At 73.5% G+C, this 21,430-nt stretch carries 22 protein-coding genes; 7 read left to right on the top strand and 15 right to left on the bottom strand.

All coding sequences use genetic code 11. The annotated features are described in order from the left end of the window. The 6 genes from QE370_RS08660 to QE370_RS08635 form a co-directional block, all read right to left on the bottom strand. Entirely contained in the window at positions 1 to 1,674 is a 1,674-nt protein-coding gene (locus QE370_RS08660; protein ID WP_253026304.1) for a bifunctional uroporphyrinogen-III C-methyltransferase/uroporphyrinogen-III synthase, read from the bottom strand. Beyond that, positions 1,671 to 2,630, bottom strand: a complete 960-nt coding sequence (gene hemC / locus QE370_RS08655; protein ID WP_253026306.1) for a hydroxymethylbilane synthase — start codon at positions 2,628 to 2,630, stop codon at positions 1,671 to 1,673. Before hemC ends, QE370_RS08660 begins: the two co-directional genes overlap by 4 nt. Further along, positions 2,627 to 3,937 carry a glutamyl-tRNA reductase gene (locus QE370_RS08650; RefSeq protein WP_253026308.1) on the bottom strand — a complete coding sequence of 437 codons (1,311 nt, stop codon included), beginning with the start codon at positions 3,935 to 3,937 and terminating at the stop codon, positions 2,627 to 2,629. Before QE370_RS08650 ends, hemC begins: the two co-directional genes overlap by 4 nt. Next, complete coding sequence (locus QE370_RS08645) at positions 3,934 to 4,623, bottom strand: redox-sensing transcriptional repressor Rex (protein WP_253026310.1); 690 nt, start codon at positions 4,621 to 4,623, stop codon at positions 3,934 to 3,936. Before QE370_RS08645 ends, QE370_RS08650 begins: the two co-directional genes overlap by 4 nt. A 182-nt stretch (positions 4,624 to 4,805) precedes the next feature. Next, a complete protein-coding gene (locus tag QE370_RS08640) occupies positions 4,806 to 5,144 on the bottom strand; it encodes a glutaredoxin family protein (protein WP_309634107.1) in 339 nt (112 codons plus the stop codon). Then, the gene (locus QE370_RS08635) at positions 5,141 to 6,709 is read right to left on the bottom strand and encodes an AMP-binding protein (RefSeq protein WP_253026312.1); all 1,569 of its coding nucleotides are present in this window, start codon (positions 6,707 to 6,709) and stop codon (positions 5,141 to 5,143) included. Before QE370_RS08635 ends, QE370_RS08640 begins: the two co-directional genes overlap by 4 nt. Positions 6,710 to 6,866: 157 nt before the next feature. On the opposite strand from QE370_RS08635, the gene QE370_RS08630 reads away from it, so the two are divergent. From QE370_RS08630 to QE370_RS08620, 3 genes are all read left to right on the top strand, one after another. Continuing rightward, positions 6,867 to 7,748 (top strand): HAD family phosphatase, encoded by an 882-nt coding sequence (locus tag QE370_RS08630; protein WP_067854522.1) that lies wholly within the window; start codon positions 6,867 to 6,869, stop codon positions 7,746 to 7,748. Between the two features lie 96 nt (positions 7,749 to 7,844). Next, entirely contained in the window at positions 7,845 to 8,543 is a 699-nt protein-coding gene (locus QE370_RS08625; RefSeq protein WP_253027476.1) for a sigma-70 family RNA polymerase sigma factor, read from the top strand. A gap of 100 nt (positions 8,544 to 8,643) precedes the next feature. Then, the gene (locus QE370_RS08620) at positions 8,644 to 9,741 is read left to right on the top strand and encodes a DUF5667 domain-containing protein (protein ID WP_309634106.1); all 1,098 of its coding nucleotides are present in this window, start codon (positions 8,644 to 8,646) and stop codon (positions 9,739 to 9,741) included. Between the two features lie 67 nt (positions 9,742 to 9,808). Here the strand turns inward: QE370_RS08620 and QE370_RS08615 are convergent, their stop codons facing one another. The 6 genes from QE370_RS08615 to proC all read right to left on the bottom strand — a co-directional run bounded on the left by QE370_RS08615 (position 9,809) and on the right by proC (position 14,796). Continuing rightward, on the bottom strand, positions 9,809 to 11,167 hold the full coding sequence (locus QE370_RS08615; protein WP_309634105.1) for a 1-acyl-sn-glycerol-3-phosphate acyltransferase: 1,359 nt from the start codon (positions 11,165 to 11,167) through the stop codon (positions 9,809 to 9,811). Then, on the bottom strand, positions 11,164 to 12,153 hold the full coding sequence (locus QE370_RS08610; RefSeq protein WP_253026538.1) for an NAD-dependent epimerase/dehydratase family protein: 990 nt from the start codon (positions 12,151 to 12,153) through the stop codon (positions 11,164 to 11,166). Before QE370_RS08610 ends, QE370_RS08615 begins: the two co-directional genes overlap by 4 nt. A gap of 5 nt (positions 12,154 to 12,158) precedes the next feature. Then, the gene (locus QE370_RS08605) at positions 12,159 to 12,260 is read right to left on the bottom strand and encodes a 30S ribosomal protein bS22 (RefSeq protein ID WP_012359487.1); all 102 of its coding nucleotides are present in this window, start codon (positions 12,258 to 12,260) and stop codon (positions 12,159 to 12,161) included. Between the two features lie 66 nt (positions 12,261 to 12,326). Then, a complete protein-coding gene (locus tag QE370_RS08600) occupies positions 12,327 to 12,512 on the bottom strand; it encodes a helix-turn-helix domain-containing protein (RefSeq protein WP_067861267.1) in 186 nt (61 codons plus the stop codon). A 184-nt stretch (positions 12,513 to 12,696) separates the two neighbouring features. After that, complete coding sequence (locus tag QE370_RS08595) at positions 12,697 to 13,929, bottom strand: acetoin utilization protein AcuC (protein ID WP_253026536.1); 1,233 nt, start codon at positions 13,927 to 13,929, stop codon at positions 12,697 to 12,699. Between the two features lie 9 nt (positions 13,930 to 13,938). Further along, positions 13,939 to 14,796, bottom strand: a complete 858-nt coding sequence (proC, locus tag QE370_RS08590; protein ID WP_253026534.1) for a pyrroline-5-carboxylate reductase — start codon at positions 14,794 to 14,796, stop codon at positions 13,939 to 13,941. 57 nt (positions 14,797 to 14,853) lie between these two features. On the opposite strand from proC, the gene QE370_RS08585 reads away from it, so the two are divergent. Further along, positions 14,854 to 15,807 (top strand): bile acid:sodium symporter family protein, encoded by a 954-nt coding sequence (locus tag QE370_RS08585; RefSeq protein WP_253026532.1) that lies wholly within the window; start codon positions 14,854 to 14,856, stop codon positions 15,805 to 15,807. Between the two features lie 12 nt (positions 15,808 to 15,819). Here the strand turns inward: QE370_RS08585 and QE370_RS08580 are convergent, their stop codons facing one another. The 3 genes from QE370_RS08580 to QE370_RS08570 form a co-directional block, all read right to left on the bottom strand. After that, the gene (locus tag QE370_RS08580; protein ID WP_309634104.1) at positions 15,820 to 16,467 is read right to left on the bottom strand and encodes a LysE family translocator; all 648 of its coding nucleotides are present in this window, start codon (positions 16,465 to 16,467) and stop codon (positions 15,820 to 15,822) included. A gap of 128 nt (positions 16,468 to 16,595) precedes the next feature. Continuing rightward, positions 16,596 to 17,381, bottom strand: coding sequence for a sugar phosphate isomerase/epimerase (locus tag QE370_RS08575; RefSeq protein ID WP_309634103.1), 786 nt, complete (start codon positions 17,379 to 17,381; stop codon positions 16,596 to 16,598). A 2-nt stretch (positions 17,382 to 17,383) separates the two neighbouring features. Next, complete coding sequence (locus QE370_RS08570) at positions 17,384 to 18,295, bottom strand: Ppx/GppA family phosphatase (protein WP_309634102.1); 912 nt, start codon at positions 18,293 to 18,295, stop codon at positions 17,384 to 17,386. A 62-nt stretch (positions 18,296 to 18,357) separates the two neighbouring features. Here QE370_RS08570 and QE370_RS08565 point away from each other — a divergent pair, with 62 nt between their 5' ends. The 3 genes from QE370_RS08565 to radA all read left to right on the top strand — a co-directional run bounded on the left by QE370_RS08565 (position 18,358) and on the right by radA (position 21,407). Next, complete coding sequence (locus QE370_RS08565; protein WP_253026524.1) at positions 18,358 to 19,116, top strand: hypothetical protein; 759 nt, start codon at positions 18,358 to 18,360, stop codon at positions 19,114 to 19,116. A 79-nt stretch (positions 19,117 to 19,195) separates the two neighbouring features. Continuing rightward, on the top strand, positions 19,196 to 19,834 hold the full coding sequence (locus tag QE370_RS08560; protein ID WP_286689726.1) for a VOC family protein: 639 nt from the start codon (positions 19,196 to 19,198) through the stop codon (positions 19,832 to 19,834). A gap of 172 nt (positions 19,835 to 20,006) precedes the next feature. Next, a complete protein-coding gene (gene radA / locus QE370_RS08555; RefSeq protein ID WP_309634101.1) occupies positions 20,007 to 21,407 on the top strand; it encodes a DNA repair protein RadA in 1,401 nt (466 codons plus the stop codon). Positions 21,408 to 21,430 lie beyond the last annotated feature (23 nt).

Here is a 21,430-nt window from a genome sequence, read left to right as displayed (position 1 = left end):
TCAGGCCTTGCGCCGCGACGACGGCTTCTTCTGCGACGGCTTCAGCACCGGCTCCCCCGCCTCCAGGAAGGCGAGACGACGGGCGGCACCGAACTCGGCGAGCGCGTCCGCGAGGACGTCCGCCGACGGCTGCTCGGCGAGGACGTCGACCCGCAGGCCGTGCTCCTCCGCCGTCTGCGCCGTGGCCGGGCCGATGCACGCGATGATCGTCGACGCGTGCGGCTTGCCCGCGATGCCGACCAGGTTGCGCACCGTCGAGCTCGACGTGAACAGCACCGCGTCGAACTTGCCGGTCTTGATCGCCTCACGCGTCGGCGCCGGCGGCGGCGCCGCCCGGACGGTGCGGTAGGCGGTCACGTCGTCGACCTCCCAGCCGAGCTCCTGCAGACCGGCCACGAGCGTCTCAGTGGCGATGTCGGCGCGCGGCAGGAACACCCGGTTGATCGGGTCGAGCAGCTCGTCGAACGGCGGCCACTCCTCGACCAGGCCGCGAGCCGACTGCTCGCCGGTCGGCACGAGGTCGGCGCGGATGCCCCACGTGCTGATCGCCTCGGCGGTCTTCTCGCCGACGGCGGCGATCTTCAGGCCCGAGAACGCGCGCGCGTCGAGGCCGTACTCCTCGAACTTCTCGCGCACGGCCTTCACGGCGTTCGCGCTGGTGAACGCGACCCACTCGTAGCGGCCCTCGACGAGCCCGCGGACGGCCTTGTCCATCTGCTGCGGGTTGCGGGGCGGCTCGACGGAGATCGTCGGCACCTCCTCCGACACCGCGCCGTAGGAGCGCAGGCGTGCGGCCAGGCCGGCCGACTGCTCCTTGGTGCGCGGCACGAGCACGCGCCAGCCGTACAGCGGCTTCGTCTCGAACCACGACAGCGCCTCGCGCATCGCGACGACCTCACCGACGACGGTGATCGCCGGCGACGTCATGGCCGCGGCCTTCGCGTCGACGGCGATGTCGGCGAGCGTCGACACGACGGTCGTCTGCTCGGTCGTGGTGCCGACGCGGGTCATGGCGACGGGCGTCTCCGGGGAGCGTCCCGCCTCGATCAGGCCGGCAGCGGCCTCACCGATGCGCGCGACCGCGGACAGCAGCACGAGCGTGTCGGTGCCGGCGTGGTCGGCCCACGTGATGGTGGCGTCGCCGACGCTGACCACGCGGTACTGGCGGTGCGCCTTGTTCGTCAGCGGCACGCCCGCGTAGGCGGGGACGCCGGTGACGGACGAGACGCCGGGCACGATCTCGAAGGCGATGCCGGCCTTCGCGCACGCGGCCGCCTCCTCGGGCGCCGTGGCGTACGTGAACGGGTCGCCGCTGACGAGACGCACGACGTGCGCGCCGGTCTTGGCGTGCCGGACGACGAGGCGGGCGCGCGCGGCGTGGGTGAGGGCGGTGCCGTCCTCACCGACGCCGCCGTCCACGACCTCGACGCCCTCGGGCACGAGGGCAGCCTGTTCGGGCTGCTCGATGATGGCGACGTCGGCCTCGGCGATGAGCTCGGCCGCGCGGACGGTCAGCAGGCTGGCGTCGCCCGGACCGGTGCCGACGAAGCTGACGTGCCCCAGCGGCTTCGGGCTCCGCTTGGGGGCGGTGTCCTGCTTCGCGGGTGCCTCGACGGTGGCGGTGGTGGGTGGTGTCACGGTGTCGGTCTTCTTCCTGGACTGCCGGGTGGTCATGAGGTGGATCCGATCGATGTGCCGGACGGGGTGTCGGCCATCAGCTCGGACGCACCTTCGGCGAGCATCTCGGCAGCGAGACGTTCGCCGACCGCTGCCGGCTCGCTGAGCGGGCCGGAGGCGGACAGGCGGATGGTGGGTGAGCCGGAGGGGTCTCCGACCACGGCGCGCAGCCACAGCTCGTCGCCGTCGTCTCCCCAGACGACGTCGGCGAGCGCACCGACGGGTGCGCTGCACCCTGCCTCCAGCGCGGAGAGCAGGGAACGTTCGGCGGTGACGGCGGCCCGGGTGTCCGGGTCGTCGAGCACGGCGAGGATCGTAGCGGTCTCGGCGTCGTCGGCGCGACACTCGCAGGCCAGGGCGCCCTGGCCCGGGGCCGGGAGCACCTGGATCGGGTCGAGCACCTCGGTGGCCTCGTCCTCACGCCCCAGACGCAGGAGCCCGGCACGGGCCAGGACGACGGCGTCGAGCTCGCCCGACGTGACCTTGCCGATGCGGGTGTCGACGTTGCCACGCACGGGCACGATCTCGACGCCGAGCCCCAGCGCGTTGAGCTGTGCGGCGCGACGCGGCGAGCCGGTGCCCACCCGGGAGCCGTGCGGCAGCTCGCCGAGGGTGAGACCGTCGCGCGCGACGAGCACGTCGCGCGGGTCTTCCCGCGACGTGACGGCCGCGAGGGTCAGAGCCGGGTCGGGCGTCGTCGGCAGGTCCTTGAGCGAGTGCACCGCGAGGTCGACGCGACCCTCCAGCACCGCCTCGCGCAGGGCCGCGACGAACACGCCCGTGCCGCCGATCTGGGTGAGGGGGGCCTGGTTCCGGTCGCCCTCGGTACTGACCGTCACGAGCTGGACCTCGACGCCGGTCAGCTCGGTGATGCGGGCGGCCACCTGCCCCGACTGGGTGGTGGCGAGGGCGCTGGCACGGGTGCCGAGACGCAGGGGGGCGCGGTCGCTCATCCCTTGCCTCCCTTCACCTGGGTGACGGCGTCGACCGTGGCCGGGTCGAGCGCGAAGAGGTCCGACAGCGCGTCGGCGTACGTGAGCCCGGCAGGACCGTCCACGAGCTGCTGGACGCGCACCGTCGGCGCGTGGATCAGCTTGTCCGCGACCCGCTTCAGCGCGATCCGGACCTGCTCGACCTGCTCCGGCCCGAGACCGTCGAGACGGCCCAGCAGGCGCGCCGTCTCGGCCTCGACCACCTCGGTGGCCATGCTGCGCAGCGCCTTCACGGTCGGCGTCACACGCGACTGGGCCTTGGCGGCCAGGAAGCTGCGCACCTCGTCGGCGACGATCGCGCGCACCTGGTCGACGTCACCGGCCAGCTCGGCGTTCTCCGAGCGCGCGGCGAGCGTGACCAGGTCGATGACCGTCACCCCGTCGAGCTCGCCCACGCCGGGGGCCACGTCACGCGGCAGCGCCAGGTCGACGAACACCATCTCCTCGGACCGGCGACCACCCCGGGCGAGGGCAGCGGCGACCCGGTCGGTCTCGAAGACCGAGCCGGCCGCGCCGGTACAGCTGATGACGACGTCGGCGGCCGCCAGCTCGACGTCGAGCGCCTCCCAGCGGACGGCGCTCACGCCGAACGTGGCGACCAGCTCGTAGGCGCGCTGAAACGTGCGGTTCGCGACCATGATGCGGCGCGGCTCGACACCCCGCTCCACGAGCGTGCGGACGGCGAGGCTGGCCATCGTGCCCGCACCGGCCACCAGGAACCGGGTGTCGGGCTCGAGCACCACGTCGCCCACGGCGTCGAGGCCGGCCGTCACGGTCGACGGCGCCAACCGGTCGATCCCGGTCTCCGCGTGCCCCCGCTTGCCGATCCGCAGCGCCTGCTGGAACAGCGCGTTCAGCGCCGAGCCGACCGTCGACTCCGCCTGCCCCGTGTGCAGCGCCTGACGCACCTGGCCCAGGATCTGGCTCTCGCCGAGGATCATCGAGTCCATCCCCGCCGCCACCGAGAACAGGTGCGCGACCGCGGAGTCGTCGTAGTGCACGTACGCGTGCGACACGAGGTCCTCGCGCCCGAGCCCCGCGTGCTCGGCCAGCAGGTGCGAGACGTCCTCCAGGGCGTTGTGGAAACGGTCGGCCTCCACGTACACCTCGACCCGGTTGCACGTGGAGATGACGGCGGCCTCCGTGACCGACGCGGTCTCCAGCGCCCGGTGCGCGAGCTTCACCGCCGCGTCGGTGTCGAGCGACGCGCGCTCCAGCACGTCGATCGGGGCCGACCGGTGGGACATACCCACCACCAACACGCTCATGGCTTCTCCGCCTTCCGCTGCTCGTGGTACGCGAGGATCTGCAGCTCGACCGAGAGGTCGACCTTGCGCACCTGCACGTGGGGCGGCACCTGCAGCACGGCAGGTGCGAAGTTGAGGATGCTCGTGACACCGGCGGCGACCAGGCGGTCGGCGACGTCCTGCGCGGCCTCGCCGGGCACCGCGACCACGGCGATCGCGATGGCGTGCTCCGCGACGACGGCGTCGAGCACGTCGAGCGGACGCACCTCGACGTCGCCGACCGTGCTGCCGACGCGGGACGGGTCGGTGTCGAGGACGGCCGCCACGCGGATGCCGCGCGGCGCGAAGCCGCCGTAGGTCGAGAGGGCCGAGCCGAGGTTGCCGGCACCGACGATGACGACGTCCCACGTCTGCGTCTGCCCGAGGCCCCGCGCGATCTGGTACTGCAGGTACTCGACGTCGTAGCCGACGCCGCGGGTGCCGTAAGAGCCGAGGTGGGAGAGGTCCTTGCGCACCTTCGCGGGGTTCACGCCCGCCGCCTCGGCGAGCTCGACCGACGAGCAGGTCGCGGCGCCCGCGTCGGCGAACGTCTGCAGCACCCGCAGGTACAGCGGCAGGCGGGCGAGCGTCGCGTCAGGGACGTCGCGGGTCGCCGATGCCGCCGCGGGATCGGGGGTCCCGGCCGGGGTCTCGCGCAGAAGGGTCACGGTGCTCCATCGCGCCGCAAAGGATTCACCCGACGTGGGCGGGCAGCGCACGGATCAGTTTACGAGCTTGTGAACGACGGAACAAAATCGACGACGGGGGTGGGTGGGATTCCTCACACGCGACGTGGTAGTACGGCGCCGCGCCTCACCGGCGCGCCTCGCCCGCCACGCCCGCTCGCCGCTCAGGGAGCCGGGCGCTCGAGCGCCCCGACCAGCCGGGCCGGCGTCACCCGGAAGAAGTCGTGCTGACGGCCGTCGACGAACACCACCGGCACCATCGCGTGGAAGAGACGGACGAGCTCGGGATCGGTGTCGACGTCGACCCGCGCCCAGTCGCTGCCCTGCTCGGCGCAGACCCGCTCGACCACCGCCTCGGCGGTCTCGCACAGGTGGCAGCCCGCGCGGCTGTAGACGACCACGCGGGCGTCGTGCGCGTGCGGCACGGGGGCGCCGGACCCCGGCGGCGCAGGGGCGGCCTGCGGGTCGTCGGGCGACCCGGGGCGGCGACGGAACAGGCTCATCGCGCCTGCAGGCCGAGGTCCTGGCTGCGCGCCAGCGCCCGCAGCCGACCCTTGGCGACCTTGCCGGTGGCGGAGTGCGGCAGACCCTCGACCACCACGACCTGCCGCGGCTGCTTGAACCGCGCCAGCCGCGTGGAGCAGTGCTCCAGCACGCGGGCCTCGAGCCCGTCGGTCGCTGCACCGTCCGTCGCGACGACGAACGCCACGACCGCCTCGCCCGTCTGCTCGTCCGGGAGACCGACCACCGCCACCTCGGCGACGTCGTCGAGCTCGGCGACGACGAGCTCGACCTCGGCCGGGTAGACGTTGAACCCCGACACGATCACGAGCTCGCGGACCCGGTCGACCAGCGTCAGGTCGCCGGCGTCGTCGAGGTACCCGATGTCGCCCGTCGGGTACCAGCCGTCGTCGCGCGGGCCGTCGGACCCGTCGGGCCAGTAGCCGGAGAAGAGGTTGCGTCCACGCACCCACACCTCGGCCGGGTCACCGGGCTCGGCGTCCTGACCGCTGGTGTCGACGAGGCGCAGCTCGACGCCCGGCAGCGGACGTCCGACGGAGCCGGGCCGCGGCGGCACGCCGTCCGGGCGGCCCGACGCGAGCGTCGCCGTGATGACGGGGGCCGTCTCGGTGAGCCCGTAGCCCTGCTCGACGACGTGCCCCGACGACGCCGCGAACTCCGCGGCGAGCTCGGGGTCGAGCGTGGAGGCACCGCTCAGCACGTGCTTGACCCCGGCCAGGTGCTCGCGCAGGTCGGCACGACCCGCCCACGCGGCGACGACCGGAGGGGCGAGGGCCACGTTCGTGACGCCCTCGTCGCGGATCGTGCGCAGCAGGCCGGCCGGGTCGAAGCCGTCGACCATGACGACCCGCGCGCCCTGCCGCACGGCCTGGCCGAGCACGGCGTTCAGCCCGTAGATGTGGAACATGGGCAGCAGGCCGAGCACGACGTCGTCGGGCGTGACGATCGGGGGCTCGACCGCCGCGGTCTGCTCGATGTTGGCGAGCAGGGCACGGTGCGTGAGGATCGCGCCCCTCGGCCTGCCGCTCGTGCCGGAGGTGTAGAGCACCACCGCCGGCGCCTCCTCGTCGCGGGGCGCGGCCGGCTCCACGTCGGGGGCGTCGCGCAGGAGACGGTCGAACGCGACCTCGCCCTCGCGCCGCGGGGTGCCGTCGACGACGACCAGGACGTCGAGGTCGGCCACCGCGGCACGCACCTGCTCCACGGCGCTCTCGTCGCACAGCACGACCCGCGCGCCGGAGTCGGCCAGCATGCGGCCGATCTCGCGCTCGGTCGATCGCGGGTTGACGGGCACGGCGACCATCCCGCCGCGCAGGATCCCGAAGTAGGCGACGGCGAGGTCGATCCGGTTGGCCATGACGAGCGCGACACGGTGCCCGGCGCGCAGGCCGACGCCGCTCAGCGCGCGGGAGGCGGCGTCGACGTCGGCGTCGAGCTGCGCCCACGTGCGCTCCTGCCGCCCGCCGCGGTGCTGGACGAGGGCCACGGCCTCGGGCGAGCGTCGCGCGGCGGCGCTGACCAGCGCGGACACGTTCGAGGAGGTCACGATGCGAGTCAACCACAGACGGCCAGCCCCCCGCGCCCCTCTCCCGCCCCCTCCCCCTCCCCGCGTTTTGTGGACCTGACGTCGGTTTTCGCGCCCGATTCCGTCATCGAGTCCACAAAACGTGGGGAGGGGACGAGGAACCCGATAGGTTCGGGTCATGTCCAGCCAGCGGGTCCCCCGGCCGGGGCCGAACCTGCGGTCGCGGTCGGTGCTCGCCGGCCAGGCGGCGGCGGCCGCGAGCGAGGTCGAGCACTGGCTCGCCCCCGATCCCGACCCCGACGCCGCGGCCTTCTTCGACGTCGACAACACGATCATGCAGGGCGCGTCGATCTACCACTTCGCGCGCGGGCTGCACCAGCGCGACTTCTTCACCACGGGCGACATCGTCAAGGCCGCGTGGCAGCAGGTCTACTTCCGCCTGGCCGGCGTCGAGGACCCCGAGCACATCGCGAAGGCCCGCTCCTCGGCGCTCGCGTTCATCGCGGGACACGACGTGTCCGAGCTGGAGGAGATCGGCGAGCAGATCTTCGACGAGCACATGGCGCACAAGATCTGGCCCGGCACCCGCGCACTGGCCCAGCAGCACCTCGACGCCGGGCAGCGGGTCTGGCTCGTGACCGCCGCGCCCATCGAGATCGCCGCGGTCATCGCCCGACGCCTCGGCCTCACCGGCGCTCTCGGCACCGTGGCCGAGCACGTCGACGGCACCTACACCGGCGAGCTGGTCGGCGAGCTGCTGCACGGCGAGGGCAAGGCCGTCGCCGTGCGGGCGATCGCCGAGCGCGAGGGCCTCGACCTCGAGCGCTGCTACGCCTACTCCGACTCCAGCAACGACCTGCCGATGCTCTCGCTGGTGGGCCACCCCTGTGCGATCAACCCCGACCCGCGGCTCCGCGCCCACGCGAAGGCGCAGGGCTGGGACGTGCGCGACTACCGCACCGGGCGCAAGGTCGCGCTCGCCGGCACGCGCGCCGCCGGGGTCGCCGTCGCGGGAGCCGCCGCCTGGCAGGCGGTCCGCACGCTGCGTCGGTCGCGCTGACGCGCCTCGGCGTCGTGTTGGCCGGCCCGTTACCTGAGAACTCCTGACAGGAACCTCCCCGGGTGCTTAAGATCGTTCAGATCTTCGGGAGGGATCATGGAGGGTTGGACGGGAGCACTGCGCGCCGCGCTGCGGCTCGCCCTGCTGACGCCTGACGACCTGCGCCTGGCCATGGCGCTGGCCGAGCCGGCGCCCGCGACGCACGCGGCGTTCTCCGGCGGCCCCGTGGATCCCGACGGCGACCCGGAGGCCCTGCGGCTGCGCGCCCTCGTCGACCTCGCCCGCGAGGGCGACGTCGACGCCTTCGGCCAGCTCTACGACCACTACGTCACCGGCATCTACCGGTTCATCTACTACCGCGTCGGCTCCCAGACCCTGGCCGAGGACCTCACGAGCGAGACGTTCGTGCGCGGGCTGCGGGCCATCCAGCGGTTCAGCTGGCAGGGCAAGGACTTCGGCGCCTGGCTCACCACCATCGCCCGCAACCTGGTCGTCGACCACTTCAAGTCCGGTCGCGCGCGGCTCGAGATCGTCTCCGACGACGTCCCGGAGGGCCCGCAGAGCGCCCCGAGCACCGAGGACGACGTGATGGCGCTGCTCTCCAACGAGATGCTGTTCGCCGCCGTGGCCGAGCTGCCGACGGAGCAGCGCGAGTGCGTCCTCATGCGGTTCATCCAGGGCATGAGCATCGCCCAGACCGCCGCCGCGCTCGGCCGCACCGAGGGTGCGATCAAGCAGCTGCAGCTGCGCGCGGTGCGCAACCTCGCGAAGAAGATGCCTGAGGACGCGCGATGAGTCCGAGAATCCTCGCGCGCACCGCGTCACGTTCCCGTAACCCGCACGTCTTCATGGTCGTTGGACCTCGTACCACCACGACCACAGACAGGACGACGCGATGATCCGCCGACCGGGCCGCGACGACGCCCAGGACTTCCACGACGCGTGGGAGTCCGGTGCGCACGGCACGGGCCAGGTCGCCGAGCTCGTCCGCACCGCGCAGACCCTCCGCGCATCGGCCACCGTCGCTCCCCGCCCCGAGTTCGCCTCGGCGCTGCGCGAGCGTCTGATGGCCGAGGGCCAGACCGTCCTCGTCCCCGCGCCGGGCGCCTCGCGTCGCACGGCCGGCGCCGACGCACCGACCACCGCCCCGTCGCGCGCGCGTCGACGCCTCGCCACCGCAGCGGTCGCGGCCGTGTCGTCCCTCGGCGTCGTCGGCCTCGTGGCCAGCAGCGCCTCCGCCCTCCCGGGCGACGTGCTCTACCCCGTCAAGCGGACGGTCGAGGACGTCGAGCTCGCGCTGCACCGCTCCGACGAGGCACGCGGCACCCAGCGTCTCGAGCTCGCGGCCGAGCGCCTGCACGAGGTCCGTGCCGTGATCGCCGACGGCTCCCCCGCCGCCCGTGCCCAGGTCCCGGCCCTGCTCGACGAGTTCAGCACGCAGGCCGAGCAGGGCTCGGCCTCGCTGTTCGACGCCTACGACACCGACGGCTCGACGGCCTCGATCACCACCGTCAACGACTTCGCCGCCGCCTCGGCCGTCGACCTCACGACCATGGCGGCCGACGTGCCCGCCGACGCGTCGGAGTCGTTCTCCGCCGCCGCCGCCGCGGTCACCGACCTCGCCGGGCAGGCCAGCCGACTCTGCGCTAGCTGTGGCAGCGCCGACCTCGGCTCGCTCGTCGGCGTCGTCCGCTCGGTGCTCGCCCCGGCCGACTCCGGTTCCGGGTCGCGACGCGAGGCCTCGGCCGGCCGCTCCACCGCCGCACCGTCGCCGTCGGCCGCTGCTGGCTCCACCGCGCCGTCGACGGTCACCCCGTCCACCGCGCCGCCGCTCGTGCAGGTGCCGACCCTGCCGGCACCGACGCCCACCGCGACGCCGCGCAAGGGCGTCGGCACCGTCACCGACCCGCTGCTGGACGGTCTCCTGGGCGACGACGACCAGGAGGGCCTCGTGCCCGGCCTGCTCGGCGGTCTGCTCGGCCCCAAGAAGTAGCCGCACACCCAGCAGGGCGCCTGCCCTCAGCGGGAGCGACAGGTACGCGTCCCCGCGGCACCCCTGCTCAGAAGAAGGCGTTGCCCCGCTCGACGAGCAGCTGGTAGAGCGTCTGCTGGATCGTCTCGCGCACCTGGTCGGTGACGTTGAAGAGCAGCATCGGGTCGTCGGCCGCGTCGGGCTCGTAGGCGTCGGTGCGGATCGGCTCGCCGAACTCGATGATCCACTTGCTGGGCAGCGGGATCATCCCGAGCGGTCCGAGCAGCGGGAAGAACGGCGTGATGGGCAGGTACGGCAGCCCCAGGAGACGCGCCAGCGACGGCACGTTGCCGACCAGCGGGTAGATCTCCTCGGCCCCGACGATCGAGACGGGCACGATCGGGACCTGGGCCCGCAGCGCCGACGACACGAACCCGCCGCGGCCGAAGCGCTGGAGCTTGTACCGCTCGGCGAAGGGCTTGCCGATGCCCTTGAAGCCCTCGGGCCACACCCCGGCGATCTCGCCGGAGCCCAGCAGACGCTCGGCGTCCTGCGTGCACGCGAGCGTGGCGCCGGCGCGTCGGGCGACCTGGCCGACGAACGGGAGGGCGAACACGAGGTCGGCACCCAGCGGACGCAGGTCGCGACCCCCGTGACGCTTGACCGCGTAGCCCGTCATGAGTCCGTCGATCGGCACCGTGCCGGAGTGGTTGGCGACGAGCAGCGCCCCACCCTCGCTCGGGATGTTCTCCGCGCCGCGGACCTCGAGCCGGAACCACTTCTCCGCGATGGGCTCGAACGCGGCCGTCAGGACCTCGGCGAGCTGCGGGTCGAAGCCGAAGTCGTCGACCTCGAAGTCGCCCGAGAGACGCTTGCGCAGCGCTGCGACCGCCACGGCCAGCCGGTGCTCCCAGTCGCTGCCGAGGATCCGCTGCGCCGCCTGGACGACGGCCACGAGCACCTCCTCGACGGGCAGGCCCGGCAGGGTGGCTCGACCCGACGCGGTGCGCGTCTCGCGCGCGGCCTCCTCGGCCGCGGCCGCCGCAGCAGCGGCGGCGTCCTCCTCCGTGACGGCGCGCAGGTGCGGTGCCGCGTCGGGCCCCGGGGCGGTCGTCGACCGGCGGGGCCGTGACGGCGAGCCGCCGGTGGTCGACGTCGGGGTCTTGGGGCGACCCGCGTCGCTCTTCTTCGCCGCCGTCTTGCGCGGCTTCTCGCGCGCCGGCGTGCTCGGCTCGACCGCGGGCGTGGTGGGGATCTCGGGCTTGGCTGTGCGGGCGGGCTTGGTGGCGCTGCTCTCGGTCGTCGACGACGCCGCAGCCTTCCGGACGGGCTTGCGCGGCGCCGCCTTGCCGCCCGCGAGGGAGCGTGCGCCCGACGACGGCGAACCCCCGCGCGTGCCCCGGCCCGCGGCGCCGTCGGTGCCGATGGTGCGACGTTCGTCGTTCATCCGTGACCTCCCAGACGTGCCAGGACCCCGGGACGCTGCGCGGCCCGGAACTCCTCGAACACCTCCTCGGTGGTGGCCGTCGGCTCGTAGCCGAAGATGTCGCGCAGGGCGGAGATGTCGACGGCCCGACCGTGCATGAGCAGACGGTGCAGGTCGGGCGAGATCTCCCCGCCCATGCTGCGCACGACCCGCGCGGCGGCGGCACCGAAGCCGATCGCGGGCAACGGGACGGTGGGCTTGCCGAGCCGGCGGGCGATCTGGGACAGCAGCAGGACCCCGGGCCCCGCCGCGTTGAAGGTGCCCGGACGGTCCTTCGTCACCGCCTCGGCGATGATGTTCAGCGCGTCGTGCAGCGACAGGAACTGCAGGCGCGGGTCGAACCCGAGCACCGCCGGCAGCAGCGGGTTGCGCAGGTAGCTGTGCAGCGGGCTCTCGATCTGCGGGTGCAGGGTCTGCGCGGCCCGCAGGGTCGTGATGAGGATCTCGGGCCGACGTCGGCTGAAGCCGCGCACGTACGACTCGGCCTCGACGACGTCCTTCGGGAACCCGGTGCGGACGCCACCGCGGGCGGAGTCGGACTCGCGGAACAGCGCGGGGTCGCGCGACGAGGAGCCGTACACGGCCGCGGACGAGCCGACGACCAGCTTGGCGACGGTCGCGGACCGCTGGCACGCGGCGAGGAGCTGCATCGTCCCGATGACGTTGCGCTCCTTCACGCCGCCACCGCCGCCGAAGCGGTGGCTCGCGGGGGCGAGGTCGAGGTGGACGACGGTGTCGACGTCCTCGACGGCGATGACCTTGGCCACCACCGGGGTGCGGATGTCAGCGCGGACGAACTTGACCCCGCCGAGGTCACCGACGGGGGGACGCAGGTCGATCCCGACCACCCGGTCGATGCCGGCGGACGCGCCGAGCTCGGCCAGGTGTCGCGAGACGCGCGACGCGAGGGTCCCGGAGACCCCCGTGACGAGGACGACCCGCCCCATGGGGCCTACTTGCCGAGCTTGCGGCGCTGGACGCGGGTGCGCTTGAGCATCTTGCGGTGCTTCTTCTTCGACATCCGCTTACGACGCTTCTTGATGACTGAACCCACGAAACAAACCTCTACTCGGTGCGGTACTGGCGGAGGACCAGCCTACGCGACGGTGGACGGACCGACTCAGCCGGCCTCGTAGAACGACTTCTGGAGGTACTCGCGCACCGCCTGCTCGGGCACGCGGAAGCTCCGGCCCACGCGCAGGGCCTCCAGCTCGCCGTTGTGGACGAGCCGGTACACGGTCATCTTGGAGACGCGCATCTGCGCAGCGACCTCCGCGACGGTCAGGAAGGTCGTTCCTGCAGTCATGGTCCTCACCTCTTCCAGGGCACCGCGCACCCCCGGCTTCCCCTCCGGGAGTCGGCGCGGCTCGTGCTCGCAGCGTAGTGCCTCCTGGGGCTCCAGGGATAGCCGAGACGGAACGAGTTCCACGAGACCTGTGTGATCGGGACGTCCGACCCGGGTCCAGGACCGCGTGCCGGCCCCCCGACGCTCAGAGGTGCGGGTCGAGACCGAGCAGCGGGAAGGTGTCGGTGCGTGCCGCGAGGATGTTGCGGTCGAGCCAGCTGGCCGGGTCGTAGCCCATCTCCCAGGCACGGAACGAGGCCGAGCGGCCGTCGGTCATCCGCTGCGGCGCGCGCACGCCCCGCAGCCGCTCGACGTGGTCGCGCCAGCCCTGCGACGTCGCGGCCTCGGGGTCGACGTCGTGGTCGGCGACGATGCCCAGCAGGTGCGTCCACGCCCGCGGCACGACCTCGGTCACGGCGTAGCCCCCGCCACCGGTGGCGACCCACCGGCCGCCGCACACCTCCCGCGCGAGGTCGCGGATGGCGAGGTACGACGCGCGCTGCCCGTCGACGCTGAGCATGAGGTTCGTGAGCGGGTCGTCCATGTGGGAGTCGCAGCCGTGCTGGCTGATGATGATCTCCGGGCCGAACTCGCGGATCACGTCGGGCACGACCGCGTGGAACGCGCGCAGCCAGCCGGCGTCGGACGTGCCGGGCGGCAGCGGGACGTTGACCGCCGTGCCCTCGGCCCCCTCCGCACCCGTCTCGGTCGACCAGCCGGTCCCGGGGAACAGCGACTGCGGGCCCTCGTGGATCGAGATGGTCAGCACGCGCGGGTCGTCGTAGAACATCGCCTGGACGCCGTCGCCGTGGTGCGCGTCGACGTCGAGGTAGACGACCTTCTGCGCACCCTGGGCCAGCAGCCAGGCGATGCCGACGCCGAGGTCGTTGTAGATGCAGAACCCGCTGGCCGAGCCGGGCATGGCGTGGTGCAGGCCGCCCGAGACGTTGACGGCGTGCGTGTTCTGGCCGGTCCACACGCGCCGCACGGCCTCCAGCGTGGCGCCGGCGATCAGGGCGCTGGCGTCGTGCATGCCGCCGAAGACGGGGTTGTCCTCGGTGCCCAGCCCGACGCTGGGGTCGGCGTGGGTGGGGTGCACCGACAGCTTGCGCACCTTCTCGACGTAGACGGGCGTGTGCACGGTGCACAGCTCCTCGTCGGTGGCCGGCTCGGCACCGACGACCTCGAGGTGGTCGAGCACGCCGAGCTCGCCCGCGAGCACCATCGTCAGGTCGACGCGCACCGGCGCCATCGGGTGCGCGGCACCGAAGTCGTAGCCGGTGAGACGGTCGTCGAAGACGAGGCAGGGCCCCCCTGTGGCCTGGCCAGGGGTCTGCTCCGCCTCGTCGGCGGGTCCGTGCGGGGCGCGGTCCGGCATGGTCGAAGCCTACGACCCCGACAGCTCGGCCGAGCGTCGCGCCGCCGCCCGCACGCCCGCGCGCAGGCCCTCGTCGACCCCGTGCTCGTCGAACGTGGTGATCGCGGCGTGCGTCGTGCCGTTCGGCGACGTGACCCGGCGCCTCAGCTCGGCGGGCTCGTCGTCGGAGTCGGCGAGCAGTGCCGCAGCACCCCGCAGGGTCTGCTCGGTCAGGGTGCGCGCGGTGTCGCGGTCGAGCCCGGCGTCGACGCCGGCGTCGATCATCGCCTCGGCCAGGTAGAACACGTACGCCGGGCCAGAGCCGGACACGGCGGTGACGGCGTCCTGCTGCTCCTCCGGCACGACCGCCACGCGGCCACCCGTCTCGAGCAGCCCGACCGCGGCGGCCAGACGCTCCTCGTCGCAGGCGCGTCCGGGCGAGACGCCGAACATGCCCTCCCCGACGACGGCGGGGGTGTTGGGCATCGCGCGGGCCACCGCGACGCCGTCGGCCAGGGCGTCCTCGTAGGTGGCGATCCGCACGCCGGCCGCGAGGGACAGCACGGTGGCGGACGGGTCGACGTGCGGGGCGATCGCCTGCACGAGCGCCGCGACGTCCTGCGGCTTGACGACCACGAGCACGACGGCGGCCCGCTGGACCGCCGTCGCGGGGTCGGTGGTCTGCACGCCGTAGCGGGCGCGCAGGTCGGCGGCGCGCTCCTCGAGCTTCTCGCTCACGACGAGGTCGCCGGGACGTCGGCCCGACGCGACGAACGCCGACAGCAGCGTCTCGCCCATCACCCCGCCGCCCAGGATGGCGATGCGGTCGGGATCGGTCCCCTCGGGCTGGGTGCCGTCGGGCTGGGCGTCCGTCGTCGTGCCGCTCATGGCGCCACCCTAGGCCGCGCCGCGGTCGCCGGCGGGTGCGGGCGTACCGTCGGGGCCGTGCGCCGCCTCGACCCGTTCCTCGTGCTCCTGCTCGGCGCCGCGGCCCTCGGCTCGTTCCTGCCGGCCACCGGCACGACGTTCGAGGTCGTGCGCACCGTCTCGACCGTGGGCATCGGGCTGCTCTTCTTCCTGTACGGCGCGCGACTCTCGACGGCCGAGACGGTGCGCAACCTCAAGCACTGGCGGCTGCAGCTGAGCATCCTCAGCGTCACGTTCGTGGTGTTCCCGGTGCTCGGTCTCGGCACGCGGCTGCTCCCGGATTCCTGGCTCGCCCCGCAGCTCGCCGCCGGGCTGCTGCTGCTGACGCTCGTGCCGTCGACCGTGCAGGGCTGCGTGGTCTACACGCGGCTCGCGGGCGGCAACGTCGCGGCGGCGGTCGTCAGCGCGTCGACGTCGAACCTGCTGGGCGTGCTGATGACGCCGCTGCTCGTGGCGCTCCTGATGGGCGGCGAGGCGCGCGTCGACGCGGGCTCGGTGCTGCGGATCGTGCTGCAGCTGCTGGCCCCCTTCGCGCTCGGACAGCTGCTGCGACCGCTCGTGGGGGCCTGGGTCGAGCGTCACGACACGGGCCTCAAGCGTTTCGACCGGTCGACCATCCTGCTGATCGTCTACGTCGCGTTCAGCGAGGGCACCGAGGCCGGCATCTGGTCGGCCGTCCCGCTGCACGACTTCGCCGTCGTGGCCGTGCTGGCGGCCGCGCTCCTCGCCCTGGGACTCGGGTGGTGCACCGCGTGGGGCCGGCTGGTCGGGTTCGACCGCGGCGACCGGGTGGCGCTGCTGTTCTGCGGGAGCAACAAGAGCCTCGCGAGCGGGTTGCCGATGGCCACGGTGCTCTTCCCGAGCGACGTCGTGGCCTTCGTGGTGCTGCCGCTGATGATCTACCACCAGATGCAGCTCGTGGTCGGCTCGGTGCTGGCCGGACGGTTGGGGAGGTCGGCACCGACGACGTAGGTCGAGGACGTCCTACTTCCGGTGGCCCGTCACCGCCAGCGCCACGCCGAGCCCGACCATCGACGCGCCACCCAGTGCGCCGACGGCCTCGCCGCGGCGGGGCGAGCGGGCGAACCAGGAGCGCAGGGCGCTGGCCACGACCGCCCACACGCCGTCGCTGACCAGGCCGATCGCGAAGGCGACGAGTCCGAGCAGCAGCATCTGCACCGGGACGTGACCGGCACCGCGGTCGACGAACTGGGGCAGCACGGCGGCGAAGATCATGAACGCCTTCGGGTTGGTGAGCCCCACCACGAACCCCTGGCGCAGGGCCGTCGGGAGCGGCAGCGGCGCGCGGGTCGCGGTGCCGTCGACGTCGGTCATCGAGAGCTGCTTGCGGTGGCGGACTGCCTGCACGCCGAGCCACACCAGGTAGGCCGCGCCGGCCAGCTTGACCGCGGTGAACGCCAGGATCGACCGCTCCAGCAGCACCGACAGGCCCGCGGTGACGAGCAGCACGATGACGAGCAGGCCGAGGGAGTTCCCGAGGACGGTCACGAGGGCGACCGAACGACCGTAGGCGAGCGCACGACCGATGACGAACACGACGCTCGGGCCCGGGATCGCGATGAGGACGAGCGCCGCGACGCCGAAGGCGAGCAGCTGGTCGAGGGTGATCATGCCCGCATCCTGCCCGACCGCAGCCTCCGCCTCCACGCCCTTTTCCTCCCCACCCCGCTGAGTGTGACGTTTCGGGGGTGGGAACGACCGATCCGCCCCGGGAACGTCACACTCAGCGGGGTGGCGGGTCAGCGGGCGGCGTGCTCGCGGGCGAACGCGAGCGCCTCGAGCAGGTCGGCCTCGCGCTCCTGCAGGTCGACCGCCTTGCGGGTGCTGACCTCGACCACGACCTCACCGGTGAACGACGACGCGGCCACCTCGCGCAGGAACTCCGCGCACGGCTGCGTGCCCCGACCGGGCACGAGGTGCTCGTCCTTCGGCGAGCCCGTGCTGTCGGCGAGGTGCACGTGCGCGAGCCGCTCCCCCAGCTCGCGGGCCATCGCGACGGGGTCGTCGGCCGCGGTGGCGCTGTGGGACAGGTCGAGCGTGACGTGCGCGTAGTCCTCGCCGACCGGGTTCCAGTCGGGCAGGTAGGCGTGGAACTCCCGCTTGCCCGTGCGCCACGGGTACATGTTCTCGACGGCGAACACCAGGTCGTGCTCGTCCTCGAGGTCCGCGATGCCCTCGACGAACCCCTTCGCGTACTCGCGCTGCCACCGGAACGGCGGGTGCACGACGACGACCGACGCGCCGACGGTGTGCGCCATCTCGGCGCTGCGCTGCAGCTTGCCCCAGGGGTCGGTGCCCCAGACCCGCTGCGTGAGCAGGAGCGTCGGCGCGTGCACCGAGACCACCGGCACCTCGTGGAACTCCGACAGCGACAAGCACGCGTCGGCGTCGGTGCTGACCTCGTCGATGCCGACCATCACCTCGACGCCGTCGTAGCCGAGCCGCGACGCCGCCTCGAAGCCGCTCGCCGTCGTGCCCGGGTACACCGAGGACGTCGAGAGGGAGACGCGCAGGGGGGCGGCCATGCTCAGAGGTGCGCCAGGTGCTCGAGGAGCACGCCCTCGCGCAGCGCCCAGGGGCAGATCTCGAGCTCCTCGACGCCGAACAGGTCCATCGCCGCCTCCGCCACCACGGCACCCGCGACCATCTGGTGCGCGCGGTCGTGGGAGACGCCGGGCAGCTGCGCGATCTCCTCGACGTCGAGGTGCACGATCTCCGAGATCAGCGGACGCAGGTCGGCGCGGCGCAGCACGCGGCGCACGTACTGGCCCTCGTTGGACGGCGCAGCCCCGCACATGCGTGCGAGCGACCGGAACGTCTTGCTCGTGGCCACCGCGCGGTCGAAGTGGCCGCCGCGCAGCAACGGTCCCGCGACGTCGGCGATGACCGAGCGGGCGTGCAGCCGCAGCTCGTCGTGCCCGCGACCCTCGGCGAGCCACTCGCGGGTGAGGCGGCCCGCGCCGAGCGGCACGGAGCGCGCGACCGTCGGCTCCTCGTCGGCACCCACGGCCAGCTCGAGGGAGCCGCCGCCGATGTCGAACACGCCGAGCCGACCGGCGGACCAGCCGAACCAGCGACGCACGGCGAGGAACGTCAGGCGGGCCTCGTCCTCTCCGGGGAGCACCCGGAGGTCGACGCCCGTGGCGGTGTGGACGGCGGCCAGGACGGCGTCGGCGTTGTCGGCGTCGCGCACGGCGGACGTCGCGAACGCGACGATGCTCGAGCAGCCACGCTCCAGCGCCTCGGCCTTCGCCTCGCCCACGTACTTGACCAGGCGGGCGACACCGTCGTCGGTGACGCAGTTGTCGTCACCGAGCTGCTCGGCCAGACGCAGCGGCTCCTTGAAGGAGTACGCCGGCAGCGGGGGTCCGCCGCGGTACGCGTCGACGATGAGCAGGTGCCCGGTGTTCGACCCGATGTCGAGGACGCCCATGCGCATGCGTCCATCCTCCCACGCCGCCCGTCGGGCCGGGCTCCCCCGGCGGTTCGTACAGTGGAGGCATGCCTGAGGTCGACCTGGGACTCCCGCGGACGTGGGTCGAGTTCGCGAACCCGGACGACGTCGACGAGGTGTTCCGCTGCGACCTGACGTGGCTGACGTCGCGCTGGACGTGCATCTTCGGTGCCGGCTGCGCGGGCATCTACGCGAGCAGCCCCGACGCCGGCTGCTGCACCCTCGGCGCGCACTTCGCCGACGCCGACGACGAGACGCGGGTGGCCGGCGCCGTCGAGCGCCTGACGCCCGAGCGCTGGTACCGCCACCCCGACGGCCCGCAGCCCCTGCAGGGTGCCTGGACCGAGGTCGACGACGACGGCGACCGCAAGACGCGCGCCCTCGACGGCGCGTGCGTCTTCCACAACCCCCGCGGCTTCGCGGGCGGCTACGGCTGCGCGCTGCACGGCCTCGCGCTCGAGGAGGGCGTCGAGCCCCTGACCCTCAAGCCCGACGTGTGCTGGCAGCTGCCGCTGCGCCGTCAGTTCCGCGACGTCGAGCGCGGCGACGGCACCAGCTACTCGGAGGTGCAGATCGGCGAGTACGTCCGCGCCGGCTGGGGACCGGGCGGCCACGACCTCGACTGGTACTGCTCCTCCAATACCGAGGCGCACGTGGGCCAAGAGCCGGTCTACGTCAGCAACCGCGCCGAGCTCGTCGCCCTCATGGGCGAGGCCGGCTACGCCGAGCTCGAGCGCCAGTGCGAGGACCACCTCGCAGCGGGTGCCCCGAACGTCCACCCCGCGACCGCGGCGGCCCGGAGGTGAGCCGGCGATGACGACCTCGCACCTCGCCCTGGTGGACCCCGGTCGTCGGGAGACGTGGGCCGTCTGGCAAGAATGGCCCATGCACCTCGACCACCTCTCGTACGCCGCCGGCCCCGCTGGCCTCGACGCCACCGTGGCCGAGCTCTCCGCGGCTCTCGGCGCGACGTTCCTCGACGGCGGCGCGCACCCGCGCTTCGGCACCCGCAACATGGTGCTCCCGCTCCGCAACCGTCAGTACGTGGAGGTCGTGGAGGTCCTCGACCACCCCGCCGCCGACAAGGCGGCGTTCGGGCAGGTCGTCCGGCAGCGCTCGGAGGCCGGTGGAGGCTGGATGGCCTGGTGCGTGTCGGTCGACGACATGACCGAGGTGGAGCGTCGCATCGGTCGCCACGCGGTGCCCGGCAACCGCCGTCGCCCCGACGGCTTCAACCTGGAGTGGCGCCAGATCGGCACGAGCGGGATGAAGGCCGACCCGCAGCTGCCGTACGTCACGTGCTGGGACGTGCCGCCGGAGGAGCACCCGTCGCAGATGGCGCCGTCGGAGATCGCGCTCACCGCCATCGAGATGGCCGGCTCGCCCCACCGCCTGTCCGACTGGCTCGGCGAGCCCGCCGTGGACGCGCTCGAGGAGATCGCGGTCGAGTGGGTCGCGCCGCACGGCCTGCCCGGCATCATGAGCGTCTCCTTCGAGACGCCCGGCGGCGTCGTCCGCGTCTGAGCCCCGCCCCCCGGCGGTAGGTCACGCGCGTCTCCCCCCCGGGCGGTAGGTCACGCGCGTCGAGCCGCCCCGATGACGCGCGTAGGCGACCGCCGGACGGCATTCAGCGCCTCACCTAGCGCCTGGGGAGGGAACGGCTCCGCTGTCGGACGTCGCACCTAGGGTGGGACGCATGCCCACCGCGAAGGCGCCCAAGGTCGCCAAGCCCGTCTACGCCTGCGCCGAGTGCGGCTGGACCACCAGCAAGTGGGTGGGCCGGTGCGGCGAGTGCCAGGCCTGGGGCACGGTCGACGTCGCGTCGCCGTCGGCCCGTGCCGGGCGGACCGCGCCCGCCGCCACCGTCACCCCCGCGCGCCCCATCACGCAGGTCGAGGTCGAGTCGTCGCGGGCGGTCTCGTCGGGCATCGGTGAGCTCGACCGCGTCCTCGGCGGCGGGGTCACGCCCGGCGGCGTGCTGCTCCTGGCCGGCGAGCCGGGGGTCGGCAAGTCCACGCTGCTGCTCGAGCTCGCCGCCCGGTGGGCACGGCAGGGCCGGCGCACCCTCTACGTCTCGGGCGAGGAGTCGGCCGGCCAGGTGCGGCTGCGTGCCGAGCGCACCGGCGCGGTCCACGACGAGCTGTACCTCGCCGCCGAGACCGACCTCGGCGCGCTGCTCACCCACGTCGAGCAGGTGCGGCCGAGCCTGCTGGTGGTCGACTCCGTGCAGACCATCGGCTCGGCCGACGTCGACGGCGTCCCCGGCGGCGTCACCCAGGTGCGCGAGGTCGCGTCCGCGGTCATCCAGCGCGCGAAGAGCGAGGGCATCGCGACCCTGCTCGTCGGCCACGTCACGAAGGACGGTGCCGTCGCCGGGCCCCGGGTCCTGGAGCACCTCGTCGACGTCGTCCTGCAGTTCGAGGGCGACCGCGCGTCGCGCCTGCGGCTCCTGCGGGCGGTGAAGAACCGGTTCGGTCCCGTCGACGAGATCGGCTGCTTCGACCTCGCCGACTCGGGTCTGGTCGAGGTGCCCGACCCGACGGGCCTGTTCGTCAGCCGGCACGAGCAGCCCGTCCCCGGCACGTGCGTCACGGTGACGATGGAGGGGCGGCGTCCGCTGCTCGCCGAGGTGCAGGCCCTGGCGGTCGAGACCAACGCGCCGTCGCCGCGCCGCACCTCCAGCGGCCTCGACTCCTCGCGCGTGGCCATGATCCTCGCCGTGCTCACCCGGCACTGCGGCGTCAACCTCTCGCGCCACGACGTCTACACCGCCTCCGTCGGCGGCGCGCGTCTCGTCGAGCCGTCCGTCGACCTCGCGGTCCTGGTCGCGGCAGCCTCCGCCCAGGCCGACCGCGTCGCACCCGCGGGACTCGTCGTCCTGGGCGAGGTCGGGCTCGCCGGTGAGGTGCGGCCCGTGCGGCACACCGCCGAGCGGCTGCGGGAGGCCGCGCGGCTCGGGTTCACGGCCGCCATCGTCCCGGCCCGCTCCGAGGGGCTCGACGACGTTCCCGCGTCGCTGCGCATCACCCAGGTGGCCGACGTCGTGGCGGCCGTGCTGGCCCTGCCGAGCGCCCGCGGACGCGTCGAGCCGTCCTGAACCTGGACCCTCCCCCTACACTG

The sequence above is a fragment of the Aeromicrobium sp. SORGH_AS_0981 genome (genome assembly GCF_031453195.1).
Lineage (GTDB): Bacteria > Actinomycetota > Actinomycetes > Propionibacteriales > Nocardioidaceae > Aeromicrobium.
Note: the sequence above shows the minus strand (reverse complement) of the source record. Positions and strands in the feature narration are given on the sequence as shown.

What these genes read in the sequence shown, in the direction of transcription:
- QE370_RS08660 (WP_253026304.1), bottom strand. Translation starts at nt 1,674, where the DNA reads ATGACCACCCGGCAGTCCAGGAAGAAGACCGACACCGTGACACCACCC.
- hemC (WP_253026306.1), bottom strand. Translation starts at nt 2,630, where the DNA reads ATGAGCGACCGCGCCCCCCTGCGTCTCGGCACCCGTGCCAGCGCCCTC.
- QE370_RS08650 (WP_253026308.1), bottom strand. Translation starts at nt 3,937, where the DNA reads ATGAGCGTGTTGGTGGTGGGTATGTCCCACCGGTCGGCCCCGATCGAC.
- QE370_RS08640 (WP_309634107.1), bottom strand. Translation starts at nt 5,144, where the DNA reads ATGAGCCTGTTCCGTCGCCGCCCCGGGTCGCCCGACGACCCGCAGGCC.
- QE370_RS08630 (WP_067854522.1), top strand. Translation starts at nt 6,867, where the DNA reads ATGTCCAGCCAGCGGGTCCCCCGGCCGGGGCCGAACCTGCGGTCGCGG.
- QE370_RS08625 (WP_253027476.1), top strand. Translation starts at nt 7,845, where the DNA reads ATGGAGGGTTGGACGGGAGCACTGCGCGCCGCGCTGCGGCTCGCCCTG.
- QE370_RS08620 (WP_309634106.1), top strand. Translation starts at nt 8,644, where the DNA reads ATGATCCGCCGACCGGGCCGCGACGACGCCCAGGACTTCCACGACGCG.
- QE370_RS08615 (WP_309634105.1), bottom strand. Translation starts at nt 11,167, where the DNA reads ATGAACGACGAACGTCGCACCATCGGCACCGACGGCGCCGCGGGCCGG.
- QE370_RS08610 (WP_253026538.1), bottom strand. Translation starts at nt 12,153, where the DNA reads ATGGGGCGGGTCGTCCTCGTCACGGGGGTCTCCGGGACCCTCGCGTCG.
- QE370_RS08600 (WP_067861267.1), bottom strand. Translation starts at nt 12,512, where the DNA reads ATGACTGCAGGAACGACCTTCCTGACCGTCGCGGAGGTCGCTGCGCAG.
- QE370_RS08595 (WP_253026536.1), bottom strand. Translation starts at nt 13,929, where the DNA reads ATGCCGGACCGCGCCCCGCACGGACCCGCCGACGAGGCGGAGCAGACC.
- proC (WP_253026534.1), bottom strand. Translation starts at nt 14,796, where the DNA reads ATGAGCGGCACGACGACGGACGCCCAGCCCGACGGCACCCAGCCCGAG.
- QE370_RS08580 (WP_309634104.1), bottom strand. Translation starts at nt 16,467, where the DNA reads ATGATCACCCTCGACCAGCTGCTCGCCTTCGGCGTCGCGGCGCTCGTC.
- QE370_RS08575 (WP_309634103.1), bottom strand. Translation starts at nt 17,381, where the DNA reads ATGGCCGCCCCCCTGCGCGTCTCCCTCTCGACGTCCTCGGTGTACCCG.
- QE370_RS08570 (WP_309634102.1), bottom strand. Translation starts at nt 18,295, where the DNA reads ATGCGCATGGGCGTCCTCGACATCGGGTCGAACACCGGGCACCTGCTC.
- QE370_RS08565 (WP_253026524.1), top strand. Translation starts at nt 18,358, where the DNA reads ATGCCTGAGGTCGACCTGGGACTCCCGCGGACGTGGGTCGAGTTCGCG.
- QE370_RS08560 (WP_286689726.1), top strand. Translation starts at nt 19,196, where the DNA reads ATGCACCTCGACCACCTCTCGTACGCCGCCGGCCCCGCTGGCCTCGAC.
- radA (WP_309634101.1), top strand. Translation starts at nt 20,007, where the DNA reads ATGCCCACCGCGAAGGCGCCCAAGGTCGCCAAGCCCGTCTACGCCTGC.